Origin of the sequence: Xanthomonas sp. PPL134 (assembly GCF_040595915.1) — a bacterium.
GTDB lineage: Bacteria > Pseudomonadota > Gammaproteobacteria > Xanthomonadales > Xanthomonadaceae > Xanthomonas_A > Xanthomonas_A indica.
In genome coordinates this window covers 1-13,018 of record NZ_JAMDLL010000001.1, presented here as the reverse complement: position 1 = coordinate 13,018, position 13,018 = coordinate 1, and the positions used below count along the sequence as shown (strand labels likewise).

The following is a 13,018-nucleotide window of genomic DNA, read 5'->3' as shown; positions in this document are numbered from 1 at the left end:
AGGGACGCGCCTCAGCGCGGCGTGGCCGGCCGCACCGCCGGCGGTGCCTTCTGCGGCAGCTGCGCCTGGAAGTAGTCGTTGATCACCACGTGGCTGATGTTGACGTTCAGCCCCGGCAACGACTGCGCGCGCGGATCGGGCGAGATCACCTGGGTGGTGTTGTGGCAGGCGAAGCAGTTGTTCTGCGTGCTCTGCACCTGGGTGAAGGTCTCGATGGTGGAGTTGGACAGCTTGATCGAGCCGGTGAGCAGCGGCGGCGCACCTGCGGGTGTCGGCGTGGGAATGCATTCCAGGGCCGAACCCGGTTGGAACGTGCAGTTGGGCGCCAACGCATCCTCGGCGACGAACCAGATCGCGCCGACCTCGAAGTAGTTCTTCCACACGTCGTTCAACTGGCCCTGCACCGACGCGTTGATCGACTGGATGTTGGCGATGTTGCAGTCCTGACCGCTCGGGCACGGCTTCTGCCCGCCAAACGGCACCATGCGGCACACCTGCGTGACCGGGCTCAGGGTCTGCGTCTGCGCGTTCAAGGTCAGCGCACCGGCACCGGCCGCGTTGACGTTGCATTGCTTCATCGGCGTGCCTGCCTGGTAGAACGTCCAGTCCTTTGCGGAAACGACGTCGTTGGGCAGCATCTCCTCCGCCGGCTTCGGCAGGTCGGGCGCGTTGTCCTGGTGCTCGAACGTAGCCCAGATCATCTCCGGATGGCCGTTGACCGTGCCGCCGATGTGGAAACCGACCAGCGCCACGGTCTGGGTTTCGGTATCGCTGGTGGCGACGAGCTTGCCCTTGCGCATGCCCAGCTTGGCGATCGTGGCCTGCCGCGTATAGAACGTGGACACGTCCTCGCCCGGCTGCACCACCTTCCATGCCGCCTTCAGGGTCATGCTGCCGACCGGGAAGGGCGTCTTCGGATCGAAGGCACGCAACGCCTTGGGATCCTGCAGGTGATTGCTGGCCATGAACTGGCCGAACACGTCGTTGGAATGGATCGAGTAATAGACCGCGCGCCCATGGCGGTCCACCAGCACGCCATCCGGGCCTGCCTGGTCGATCAGCTCCACCGTGCGCGCCTGCTGCGAGCGGCCGATCAACGGATCGAGCACGCCGTCGGCGACGCCGCCGATGCCGTCGCTGGGCATGGTCAGGAAACGCGGCTGCCCGCCCACATCCTGGGTCAGCCACAGGAAGGCGTTCCACGACCACTGATGGAAGGCGCAATTGCTGCTGGACTGGAAGCCCGCCGAATCCGGTGCCGGCGTCTGCGCATGTGGGAACCATGAGGGCGCTGGCGCCGCCGGTGGCGCGCACGCCGCTGCGCTCGGCGCCGGCCCTGGCCCCGGCGTGAGCGTACCGACACCGCTGCCGGGCTTCGGCCCGGACCCCGGATTCACGGCAGAACACGCCGCGACCACCACACAGACCAATGCCGCGAATCCCATCGCACGTTTCATCGCACTGTCCTCGTTCCGTGGAAAAGCTGTAGGCGCCGGCATCCGCCGCAGTGCGCCGGACAGGCGGCACCGCGCCGCCGCGCAGGCGCGGCGTCGAACATCGTGGTCATGTCATGCAGGTGGATCGCGCTCCCCGCGATCGCATGCGCCGTCTGTGCGCACTCACCCTTTCTTCGACAGCAGCATGCGCTGCGTCACACTTGGACAGCAAGACCATTCCGTAGACACCGCGGAGATTCCGTAGACAGTTGCCGTGCTGCGCGGCGGCTGTCGCGCGCAGCACGGCGCGACAGTGCGTCGTTGGTCTGCAGCCAGTGCATGCATGTCATGCGTGACCAGATGCGGCGCGTGCAGATCGCGAGACGTTCGCGCCTCCGCGAGGAATACCTGCGTGCGGCGATGCGCACGTCGCCGATCGCGCGACGGCGACCGGCGCTGGACTCACACGCCCATGTAGCGCCCGGCGCGGTGGTTGAACATCAGCACCAGGCTCAGCACCACCGCGCCGATCGCCGAATACAGCACCTGCTGCGGCGCCAGCAGCCAGAACGCCACCGCCATCAGCCCCGCGTCGAAGCCCATCTGCACCTTGCCCGCGCTCCAGCCGCGGCTGCGCTGCAGGTAGACCGCGAGGATGCCGACGCCGCCCAGGCTGGCGCGGTGGCGAATGAAGAACAGGATGCCGAGGCCGACCAGCGCGCCGCCGACCAGCGCCGAGAACAGCGGCGTCATCGTCGCCCACTGCGCCCAGCGCGGCAGCAGGTCGGTCAGCAGGCCACAGGCGGCAACCGCGCCGAAGGTCTTCAGGGTGAATTCCCAGCCCATGCGCCGCACCGCCAGCCAGTAGAACGGCAGGTTGACCAGCACGAACATCAGGCCGAAGTTCCAGCCCAGCGCGTAGTGCAGCAGGAACGCCACGCCGGCCATGCCGCCGATCATCAAGCCGCCATGGGCGAACACCGCCAGCCCCAGCGAGGCCACCAGGGTGGCCAGCAGCATGCCCTGCACGTCCTCGGCCACGCTGTGGCGCAGCGCGCGCGCATCCTGCGCGGTGCCGGCCGAATCCGGCGGCGGGGTCAGCGGTCCGGCGGTGACGACGGTGCCGTCGTCGGGCAACGGGTCCAGGTCCGGACGCAGATCGGAATCGGGAAGGCTCACGGGAGGGGGCGCGGCGTGGGGGGCGGTATTAGACACCAGGCGGGAGGTTGTTGCACATGAAACTTTCAAGGCAAACGTACGACCCCTCTCCCCAGCGACTGGATTCGTGGTACGGGCGCCCCCGCCCCCCTCTAAATGCCGCAGTGCCGATCGATCAGTTGGGCAGGTCGACCTGGATGTCATGCGATCCAGCAATGATGGCCACCACCATTCCGGCGATCACCAGCAGCGCTATCGGCCCGGCGATCGCCAGCCACGTCCAGGTCCAGGCAGTGAAGCGTTCTGCGGCGGTGCGCGGCAGGCCCCGCTCGCGCTTGAAGCGGGACAGGCGCTGGTTGACCAGCAGCACTGGCGTCCAACCCAGCAGGGTCAGCAGCGACAGCGCCGAGGGCCAGACGCTGAGCAGGCTCAGGCAGACATAGACCAGCGCCGGCCCCAGCCAGCCGACCAGCGCGCCACGCTGCGCGCCGATGGTGCGTTCCAGCCCGCGAAAGCAGGCGAACACCCAGAGCAGCGAGAACACCGAGCGCCACACCGGTGAGACGCGCCGGCGCCCGGACAGCAGGCGCAAGGCGCGCCAGTTGCGGTAGAACCAGTACAACGCATACCAGCCGAGGCTGGTCGCGCACAGCAAGGCCAACTTGGTTGCCGACGGCGCGAACAGGGTGGACAGGGGATCGGCGGATGCCGCAGCGGTCGCGGTGTCAGCCAGCGCGGCGGCGGGGGCGGCATAGGGGTTGTCTGGTTGCATTGGGGCATTTTGACTCACCATCCCCTCAAGGGGTCGGGTGGAGGTCCGGCGCGAAGCGGCGCATTGACTTGATCCACGAGGCTGCGCCCTACCCTCATCCGCCCCTGCGGGACACCTTCTCCCGACGGGAGAAGGAACAGCTAAAGCCCCTCTCCCACTGGGAGAGGGGTTGGGGTGAGGGTCCGGCGCGAAACGTCTCGCTGAAACAAGAACACGAGGCTGCGCCCGTACCCTCATCCGCCCCTGCGGGGCACCTTCTCCCGACGGGAGCAGGGAAACACTCAGCGAACCGCCACGGCACGGTGCTGCCGCTTGTCCGCATACATCGCCGCGTCGGCAGTTTCGAGCAACTCCTCCAGCGCCTCCGCGTCCAGATCCCGGCGGTGGCACAGGGCCAGGCCGAAGCTGGCCGACAGCCCGGTCGCGAACCCGTCGTCCTCGCCGGGCGTGGCAAGCGACGCGCGCAACGTGTCGATCAGGGCGTGCGCCCGCTCCGGCGTGGTCAGCGGCAGGTACAGCGCGAACTCGTCGCCGCCTCGGCGCCCCAGCAACTGGCCCGGGCGCAGGCAGTGCCGGCAGCGCTTGACGAAGGCGCGCAAGGCCGCGTCGCCGGCGGCATGCCCGAACTGGTCGTTGATCGCCTTGAGGTTGTCCATGTCGGCGACGATCAGCGCCAGCGGACGCGGGTCCTGTGTGGCGACGTGCAGGTCGTTGAGCACCTGCTCCAGGAATCCGGTCCGCGACAGCGCTGCGGTCACCGGATCGCGCACCAGCGCATGGCGCAGCCGGGTGTTGTCGGCGTAGAGCCCGGGCACGGCCAGGCCGAAGTAGCTGTTCGCCGCCAGGCTGATCATCGCGAACTGCAGCGCCAGCGCCTGCGCCTGGAGCCGCAGCAACGGCGTGGCCAGGGCGATCAACAGGCTGAAGGCGGCGATCGCCACCAGCGCCTGCAGCATCCCGTGGGTATGCACGATCCACAACTGGATCACCACCACCACGAACAGCGCGAATACCACCGCCGGCTGTTTCGGCAACGCCGCCGCCAACGACATCACCGCCAGGGTGACGCCGAGCAGCAGGGCGAGCTTGATCAGATAGGCCGAGACGCTGCCGGCCGGCGCGATCATCCCCGACAGGCGCGGAATCCCCGGCTGCGGCGTGATCTGCAGCCGCTCGGCCAGACGCAGCACCGCCACGATCGCCAGCGGGCCGAGCGCCAGCAGGCCGGCATAGTCGCCGATGGCCCACGGGATCAACTGCGCCAGCATGCTCGGCAGGTCGAGGGCGCCGGTGACCGCCAGCCCCGCGCCGCCCAGCACGGCCGACAGCAGCGACGCCACGCCGCCCCCCAGGATGAAGCAGGTGACCACACGCGGCAGGCTGCCCGAGGACACGCCCTGGCCGACCCGGCGCAGCAGCCAGGCCAGCCCGCCCCAGATGCCGAACTGCTGCGCGGTGAACAGCAGCGCATACCCCAGCACCGCCCGGCCGGGGACGCCAGGGTGGCCGCTGGTGCGATAGAAGCTGAGCAGCGTGGCCAGCACGCAGGCGATGGCGATCGCCGGCGCACCGCGCCAGCCCAGCACCATGAACGTGGCCAGCGTCACCGCCACCGGCGGGAACCACAGGCTGGCATGCAACTGATAGTCCAGGACCCGCGCCAACTCGAAGACCGCCAGCCACGCCACCACCAGCACCGCCGACAGCACCAGCAGCGCGCGGGGGCGGCGCGGCGCCGCGACGCGCGTGGGGAACGGCGCCTCGGCGTCCCAGCCTGTCATCCATCCGCCTCCGAGCGGCCGCGGCCGATGGCCGAACCGGGGCCGACGAAGGCGGTGACCGTGCTGTCGTCGCTGCCGCCCACCACCACCGTGGCATCGCTGTTCAGACGGATCGGCCAGCTCATGTTGGCCGTGCCATAGGACCACTGCAGCGTGCCGTCGACCGCGTTCCAGAGGGTGAACGTGCCGGGCGTGCCGTCGGGATGGCCATCGGCCAGCCCCAGCCACTGGCCGCCCGGGTCGAACGCCAGGTCGTTGGGCGAGTGCGCGCTGTGCGCGGTCCACTGCAGCGTCGCGGCGCTGCCGGCATCGGCGTACAAGGCGACGACGCCACCGCCCGTGAGGTTGCCGGCGATCGCGACCTTGTCGCCGGCACGATCGCAGGCCACCCCGTAGATGGTCGTGGCGCCCTCGGGCACCGCTGCGGTCCAGACCGGCGCGGGTGTTTGCTGGAACGCCACCACGTCGAAGGCGTACAGCGTGCCGTCGCTGGCACCGACGTAGGCCCGGCGCCCATCGCCGGACAGCGCCGCGGCATGGACGCGGGCCTGTTTGGGCAATTGCCAGCGCGTCGGCGTCCCCGGTTGTCCCGCTGCGATCGAGAACAGGATGATCTCGCCCTGCGCGCTGGCCACCAGCCCGGTCGTGCCGTCGGCGGCGATGCCGGTGGCGACGACGCTGTCGGCGCTGTCACCGGTCCCACCCGCGGTCAGCGCGATGCACGCAGGCGTGGCGGAGAAAGCCGCGTCGCCATCGCGGTAGAACAGATAGCCCTGGTCGGCGCCGGCCAGCAACGTCCGTCCGCATGCATCCAGCGACACCATGTTGCCGCGGACCGGGAGCGCAAAGGACAGCAGTTCGTCGCCGCCGGGGACCGCCCAGGCGCTGACGAAGCCCGCATACGGCGCCTGGCTCTTCCAGCCGCAGCTCGCCATGGTGCCGCCGTCCCCCGCCACGTCGACCCAGTACACGCCTTGCCAGCCTTCGAATTCCTTGGTCAGCAGGCGGTTGCCGGCCCGGTCCCAGGCATAGGTGCCGAAACACCCCTGCTGGTTGCCGCACACGTCGCTGCGTGTCGCCGCGGGCGCGATGCGTTCGAAGATCTTGCGTTGCTCGACCGGCACCGCCTCCAGCCCGGGAATCTGCGACAGGCCGCCGTACTGGTGGAAGAAGGTGCCGGCGACGATGACATTGCCATCGTCGGATACCGCCACCGAATTGATGTAGTAGCCGGCATGCGGCTGCTTGGACCAGAGCACTTCAGGCACGTCGTTCATCGCGGCTCCCCTCCCTTCGACTGAAGCGTCCGCGCTGGAGTTCCGGCGGACGCCTGACTGACAACACGACACCCGTGGATCATCTGGAGACCGCCACTGCGACGTGGGTTGCGCGTCGTCGCCGCGAGCGCCCGCTTGCAGGACGGACTCAGCGCACCTCGGCGATCTCGACCCCGTCCAGGCCCTGCGCCAGGGTGCGTGCGTCGCCGCCCTGGGCCAGCTTGATGCGCAGGCGCACCTCGTTCTGCGAATCGGCGTGGCGCAGCGCATCCTCGTAGCTGATCTCGCCGGCCTGGTACAGCTCGAACAGGCTCTGGTCGAAGGTCTTCATGCCCAGGTTGGTGGACTCCTTCATCACGTCCTTGAGCTTGTGGATTTCGCCCTCGCGGATGTAGTCCTGCACCAGCGGCGTGCCGAGCATGATCTCCATCGCCACGCGGCGACCCTTGCCGTCCGGGGTCGGGATCAGCTGCTGCGCGACCACCCCGCGCAGGTTCAGCGACAGGTCCATCAGCAGCTGGCTGCGGCGGTCTTCGGGGAAGAAGTTGATGACACGGTCCATCGCCTGGTTGGCGTTGTTGGCGTGCAGGGTGCACAGCACCAGGTGGCCGGTCTCGGCGAAGGAGATGGCGTGGTCCATGCCCTCGCGGGTGCGCACCTCGCCGATCATGATCACGTCCGGCGCCTGGCGCAGGGTGTTCTTCAGCGCGTTCTCCCAGCTGTCGGTGTCGATGCCGACCTCGCGCTGGGTGATGATGCAGCCCTCGTGCTTGTGCACGAACTCGATCGGGTCCTCGATGGTGATGATGTGCCCGGTGGAGTTCTGGTTGCGGTAGCCGATCATCGCCGCCAGCGAGGTCGACTTGCCGGTGCCGGTGGCGCCGACGAAGATGATGATGCCGCGCTTGGTCATCGCCAGGGTCTTGATCACCGGCGGCAGGTTCAGCTCGTCCACGCTGGGAATGCGCGTCTCGATCCGGCGCAGCACCATGCCGACCTGGTTGCGCTGGTAGAAGCAGCTGACGCGGAAGCGCCCGACCCCGGCCACGCCGATGGCGAAGTTGCACTCGTGGGTCTTCTCGAACTCCTCGCGCTGCGCCGGCGTCATCACGTTCAGCACCAGGTCGCGGCTCTGCTGCGGGGTCAGCGGCGTCTGCGTGATCGGGGTGATCTTGCCGTGCACCTTGATCGCCGGCGGCATGCCCGAGGTGATGAACAGGTCCGACGCCTTCTGGTGCGCCATCAGTTTCAGGAAGGAGGTGAAGTCGATGGTGCTCATGGCTTGCTCCTTCGGAGCTGAGAATCGGGAATGGAGAATCGGGAATCGCAGCAGCGGGCATCCGGAAGCGGAAAGGATGGGGCGGTGGCTGTTCCCATTCCCGATTCCCCACTCCCGATTCCCGGCCTCACTCGAACAACCGCTTGTCCTTGGCGTACTCGCGGGCCTGGTTGCGGGTGATCAGGCTGCGCTTGACCAGGTCCTGCAGGTGCTGGTCCAGGGTCTGCATGCCGTTCTGCTGGCCGGTCTGGATCGCCGAATACATCTGCGCCACCTTGTCCTCGCGGATCAGGTTGCGGATGGCGGGGGTGCCGACCATGATCTCCCAGGCCGCGGTGCGGCCGCCGCCGACCTTCTTCAGCAGCGCCTGCGAGATCACCGCGCGCAGCGATTCGGACAGCATCGAGCGCACCATCGGCTTTTCGCCGGCGGGGAACACGTCGATGATGCGGTCGATGGTCTTGGCCGCCGAACTGGTGTGCAGGGTGCCGAACACCAGGTGGCCGGTTTCCGCCGCGGTCAGCGCCAGGCGGATGGTTTCCAGGTCGCGCAACTCGCCGACCAGGATGATGTCCGGGTCTTCGCGCAGCGCCGAGCGCAGCGCCTCGTTGAAGCCGTGGGTGTCGCGGTGCACCTCGCGCTGGTTGATCAGGCACTTCTGCGAGGTGTGCACGAATTCGATCGGATCCTCGACGGTGAGGATGTGGCCGTACTCGTTCTTGTTGATGTAGTCGATCATGCCGGCGAGCGTGGTCGACTTGCCCGAACCGGTCGGCCCGGTGACCAGGATCAGGCCCTGCGGCTGGTCGATCAGCTGGCGGAAGATCGGCGGACAGCCCAGGTCTTCCAGCGTCAGCACTTCCGAGGGAATGGTGCGGAACACCGCGCCGGCGCCGCGATTCTGGTTGAACGCGTTGACGCGGAAGCGCGCCAGGCTGGGAATCTCGAAGGAGAAGTCGACCTCGAGGAATTCCTCGTAGTCGCGGCGCTGCTTGTCGGACATGATGTCGTAGACAAGCGCGTGCACCTGCTTGTGGTCCAGCGCCGGGATGTTGATGCGGCGGACGTCGCCATCGACCCGGATCATCGGCGGCAGGCCCGCGGACAGGTGCAGGTCGGACGCCTTGTTCTTGACCGAGAACGCCAATAGTTCAGCGATATCCATACGCTGCTTTTCCCCTTGGGCTGCGACTGGAAGGATGATTCCCCGGCCGGCAGTATAGCGCCCTTCCCTTTGCCGGAACGCCGCCCGTGCCCCTCTCGCCGTTGCAACAGATCCGCCTGAACATGGACCGCGCCGCCGACGCCGCAGGGCGGCCGCACGCGCGGTTGCTGGCGGTGTCCAAGACCCAGCCGGCCGAGGCCGTGGCGGCGCTGGCCGCACAGGGGCAGCACGCCTTCGGCGAGAACTACGTGCAGGAAGCGGCGGCCAAGATCGCCGCGCTGGCCGATGCCGGACTGGAATGGCATCTGATCGGCCACCTGCAGTCGAACAAGGCCGAGTTGGCGGCGACGCTGTTCGACTGGGTGCAGACCGTGGACCGACCGAAGCTGGTCGCCGCCCTGGCCAAGGGCCGTGCGACCGCAGCCGGGCGCGCGCCGCTGAACGTGCTGATCCAGGTCAACATCGACGACGAGGCCAGCAAGCATGGCTGCCAGCCCGACGCCGTGGACGCCTTGGCCGCGGCCATCGCCGCGCAGCCGGCGCTGGCCCTGCGCGGGCTGATGGCCATTCCCGCGCCCTGGCCCGAGGCCGCGCGCCGCATCGACGCGTTCGCGCGCATGCACGCCCTGTTCGCGCGACTGCGCGCCGCGCATCCGCAGGTGGACACCTTGTCGATGGGCATGAGTGGCGACTTCGCCGACGCCATCGCCGCCGGCGCCACCATGGTGCGGGTCGGCACCGCCCTGTTCGGCGCGCGCGGCCCGCGTATCGCGGGCTGATCCGCTGCTGTCGCGCCGCATTACCGCAGGACCCGTGACAGAGTGATGATTTGTCTACGGCCGCTTCAAAATCGGTTCACCAAGATCGGAATTCTGTCGTAGCCGATCCTATTGAAAACCATAGCGTTTCGGGATGAATGAAAGGTTCGCTCCGACACCGCTTGCTGAACCGTGCGACACGGTTGCGAACCGTTAATTCAGTCACGTTTCAGATGCGCGCGCTTCGGCTTCCATGGCGGCGACCGCGGCTCATCCGCAGGTCCATCGCCGAATGCGCTCGGCTCCAACGAGGTCACAGATGCAAGCATCCACCCGATTGCTGTTCGCCTCCTGCTTCATCGGTCTGCTGCACGTCCCCGCGGCCATGGCCGCGCCGACGGCGACGCCGGCCTGGACCAACGAAGAAGCGATGATGTCGCCCGCGGAAGTCCAGGCGCGCACCGCCTGGCGCGAAACCATGGCGCATCAACCGACCCCGGCGGAAGGCTGCTTCCATGCCAGCTTCCCCGATACGCAGTGGCAAACGGACGTCTGCAAGACCCTGACCCGCCGTGTGCATCCGATCCCGCACAAGATCCTGTTCGGCGCCACCGAGACCACCGGCAACGGCTACGACTACGCGCTGCGTTCCAGCAGCCTGATCAGCAAGGTCGTGGGCAGCTTCCCGCAGGTCACCGGGGTGACCTCGGAGAAAGGCGTCGGCGTGGCCTCCTTCGGCGGCGGCGGCATCCTCGGCCCCAATGAGTACTCGCTGCAGATCAACTCCAACTACGACGCCACCACCAGCGTCTGCGGCGGCCGCTCCGGCTGCACCGTGTGGCAGCAGTTCGTATACGCCACCGACTACGAAACCCAGGGCCAGGCCGCGGTGTTCATGCAGTACTGGCTGATCGGCTACGGCAGCAGCTGCCCGAGCGGCTGGATGAGCGGCGGCGGCTCGGACTGCTACCGCAACAGCAACGCGGTCAGCGCGCCGGACGTGCCGGCCACGCAGCTGGCCAACCTCAAGCTGACCGGTTCGGCCACCGCCAACGGCAACGACACCATCACCTTCACCAACAACGGCACCGCCTACAGCGTCAGCGCCAAGGACAGCGTGGTCAAGCTGGCCACGGTGTGGAAGGACGCCGAGTTCAACGTGGTCGGCAACGCCGGCGGGTCCAGCGCCAACTTCAACTCCGGCTCGTCGATCACGGTGAAGGTGGCCGCCACCAACGGTTCGACCGCCGCCCCGACCTGCGCGGCCAATGCCGGCAGCACCGGCGAGACCAACAACCTCAACCTGGGCAGCTGCTCGGTGGCCGGTGGCAGCACGCCGTCGATCACCTTCACCGAGTCCAACTGAGGCCGCCGCGCCGGTCCGCACACAGCGGCCGGCGCGTTCCCGCCTGGCACGATCCGGTTGCGCCGCACTGCGGCGCGGCGCAGCCGCTACCATGACGCTCCCTCTTCGCGACGGTGTTGCGCCATGGCTTCCGCTTCCTCCGATTCCCACGCCGCCGATCTCGCTTTCATCGGCGGCGGCAACATGGCGCGCAGCCTGATCGCCGGCCTGGTCCGGCAGGGCGCCGATCCGCGCCGCATCCGCGTGGCCGAGCCGGTGGCGGCGCTGCGCGAGGCGCTGGCCGCCGAGTACGCGGTGCAGGCGGTCGCCAGCGCGGCCGAGGCCGCCGACGGCGTGGCGCTGTGGATGTTCGCGGTCAAGCCGCAGGTGCTGCGCGGGGTCTGCACCGAATTGGCCGCGCTGGCGCAGGCGCAGCGGCCGCTGCTGGTGTCCATCGCCGCCGGCATCACCACATCGCAACTGGACCGCTGGCTCGGCGGCGGCCACGCCCTGGTCCGCGCGATGCCGAACACGCCCGCCCTGCTCGGCGCCGGCGTCACCGGCCTGTTCGCCAGCGCCGGTGTCGATGCCGGGCAGCGCGCCCACGCCGAGCGCGTGCTGGCCGCCGCCGGGGTCACCGTGTGGGTCGAGGACGAGGCGCTGATCGATGCGGTCACCGCAGTGTCCGGCAGCGGGCCCGCCTACGTGTTCCTGCTCGCCGAGGCGATGGAAGCGGCCGGCATCGCCCAGGGCCTGCCCGCCGACACCGCGCGCACCCTGACCCTGCAGACCATGCTCGGCGCGGCGCGCATGCTCACCGAGTCCGGCGAGGCGCCGAGCGAACTGCGCCGGCGGGTGACCTCGCCCAACGGCACCACCCAGGCCGCGATCGAGACCTTCCAGCACGGCGGCTTCGAGGCGTTGACCGCGGCCGCGATCGCGGCGGCGGCGGCACGCGGGCGGGCCCTGTCCGCCGCCAACGACGACTAAGCGCGGCCAACACCACCGCTGCGCCACCGCCAGGCGGGCGTGGGCGTGCTCGGCATCCCCGGGAACCGCTTGTACACTGCGGTTGCGGCGCGCCGTCCGCACCCACTGGCGACCGCGCGCAACGTTGTGCTCGCCACTCTGAGCCGGAGAACGCCGATGCGTGCCCTGCCCGCCGTGCTGCTGTGCCTGGCCCTGGCCGCCTGTTCGGACCAGGACACCCCACGTCCGGCGACGCTGCTCGCCGCCACCCCGGCGCAAGCCGACTTCGGCGCCCTGCGTGTGCACTACAACGCCTTGCCCACGCTGGCGATGAGTGAAGACGCGGCACGCCGCTACGGCATCGCCCGCGAGGCCGACACCGCCCTGGTGATGATCGCGCTGCGCACCCTGCACGGCGGCGAGGAAGCGCCGGCCGTGGGCACGGTGGAGGCGGTGGCGACCGACCTCAGCGGCCAACGCCAGCCCGTGGCGCTGCGCGCGGTCCGCACCGACGCCTACACCGACTACGTGGGCACCGTGCGCAGCAGCGCCCACGACCAATTGCGCTTCGTGGTGCAGGTGCGCAGCGCCGACGGCAGTGGCACGGTGCGCTTTACCCGCAATTTCTAGCGCGCGTGCTGCGCAGGCAGAAGGCAGGCTAGGCAGGCAGGCAGGCAGGCAGGCAGGCAGGACAAGCTCTCGTACGAACGGCTCTTGTCACTTTTTGGATCAGCCGCGATGGTGACTTTCCCGGTAACGCCCGGTCGCGGCTGAAGCCGCTCCTACGGACAGCCCGACAGACCAGCCCATGCGCACGAGCGCGGCGAGCACAGGCATACCTTGTGGGAGGGACTTCAGTCCCGACTGCATGCAGCATCAGGCGCCTTCCTATTCGCTCGTCGCTGCTGAAGGGCGCGGTGAAATGCCACATCTCCAGCATTCTCGACAAGCTCGCCACCCGCACCAGGCTCAAGGCAATCACCCTGTACATCCTTTGAGCACACAAGCGGCAGCGCCGCGACATCCACCTGTACCGCGTCGGGACTGAAGTCCCTCCCACACCACTCGACCCCACATT

11 protein-coding genes and 1 other RNA gene are annotated in these 13,018 nt (G+C 68.7%); 5 read left to right on the top strand and 7 right to left on the bottom strand.

Features of this window, described 5'->3' with window-relative positions:
• Window positions 1-11: 11 nt before the first annotated feature.
• The 7 genes from M3U25_RS00060 to M3U25_RS00030 form a co-directional block, all read right to left on the bottom strand.
• Window positions 12-1,397 carry a hypothetical protein gene (locus M3U25_RS00060; RefSeq protein WP_355496290.1) on the bottom strand — a complete coding sequence of 462 codons (1,386 nt, stop codon included), beginning with the start codon at window positions 1,395-1,397 and terminating at the stop codon, window positions 12-14.
• A 501-nt stretch (window positions 1,398-1,898) separates the two neighbouring features.
• Window positions 1,899-2,573, bottom strand: a complete 675-nt coding sequence (locus M3U25_RS00055; RefSeq protein ID WP_353949522.1) for a YitT family protein — start codon at window positions 2,571-2,573, stop codon at window positions 1,899-1,901.
• Between the two features lie 196 nt (window positions 2,574-2,769).
• Window positions 2,770-3,366 (bottom strand): MFS transporter permease, encoded by a 597-nt coding sequence (locus M3U25_RS00050; RefSeq protein ID WP_355496293.1) that lies wholly within the window; start codon window positions 3,364-3,366, stop codon window positions 2,770-2,772.
• A 281-nt stretch (window positions 3,367-3,647) separates the two neighbouring features.
• A complete protein-coding gene (locus tag M3U25_RS00045; RefSeq protein WP_355496296.1) occupies window positions 3,648-5,147 on the bottom strand; it encodes a diguanylate cyclase in 1,500 nt (499 codons plus the stop codon).
• A complete protein-coding gene (locus M3U25_RS00040) occupies window positions 5,144-6,424 on the bottom strand; it encodes a PQQ-binding-like beta-propeller repeat protein (protein WP_355496299.1) in 1,281 nt (426 codons plus the stop codon). Before M3U25_RS00040 ends, M3U25_RS00045 begins: the two co-directional genes overlap by 4 nt.
• 148 nt (window positions 6,425-6,572) lie before the next feature.
• Window positions 6,573-7,703 carry a PilT/PilU family type 4a pilus ATPase gene (locus M3U25_RS00035; RefSeq protein WP_010344137.1) on the bottom strand — a complete coding sequence of 377 codons (1,131 nt, stop codon included), beginning with the start codon at window positions 7,701-7,703 and terminating at the stop codon, window positions 6,573-6,575.
• A gap of 127 nt (window positions 7,704-7,830) precedes the next feature.
• Window positions 7,831-8,868: a type IV pilus twitching motility protein PilT gene (locus M3U25_RS00030; RefSeq protein ID WP_010344138.1), complete on the bottom strand. Its 1,038-nt coding sequence runs from the start codon at window positions 8,866-8,868 to the stop codon at window positions 7,831-7,833.
• Window positions 8,869-8,954: 86 nt separating this feature from the next.
• Between M3U25_RS00030 and M3U25_RS00025 the strand changes: the two genes are divergently transcribed.
• From M3U25_RS00025 to M3U25_RS00005, 5 genes are all read left to right on the top strand, one after another.
• Window positions 8,955-9,647, top strand: a complete 693-nt coding sequence (locus tag M3U25_RS00025; protein ID WP_355496305.1) for a YggS family pyridoxal phosphate-dependent enzyme — start codon at window positions 8,955-8,957, stop codon at window positions 9,645-9,647.
• A 316-nt stretch (window positions 9,648-9,963) separates the two neighbouring features.
• Window positions 9,964-10,992 (top strand): hypothetical protein, encoded by a 1,029-nt coding sequence (locus M3U25_RS00020; protein ID WP_311195498.1) that lies wholly within the window; start codon window positions 9,964-9,966, stop codon window positions 10,990-10,992.
• Window positions 10,993-11,115: 123 nt separating this feature from the next.
• Complete coding sequence (gene proC / locus M3U25_RS00015; protein ID WP_355496308.1) at window positions 11,116-11,961, top strand: pyrroline-5-carboxylate reductase; 846 nt, start codon at window positions 11,116-11,118, stop codon at window positions 11,959-11,961.
• A 60-nt stretch (window positions 11,962-12,021) separates the two neighbouring features.
• A non-coding RNA gene (locus M3U25_RS00010) (sX9 sRNA) lies at window positions 12,022-12,096 on the top strand.
• A gap of 21 nt (window positions 12,097-12,117) precedes the next feature.
• Window positions 12,118-12,570, top strand: coding sequence for a DUF4426 domain-containing protein (locus M3U25_RS00005; RefSeq protein WP_355496311.1), 453 nt, complete (start codon window positions 12,118-12,120; stop codon window positions 12,568-12,570).
• Window positions 12,571-13,018: the final 448 nt, after the last annotated feature.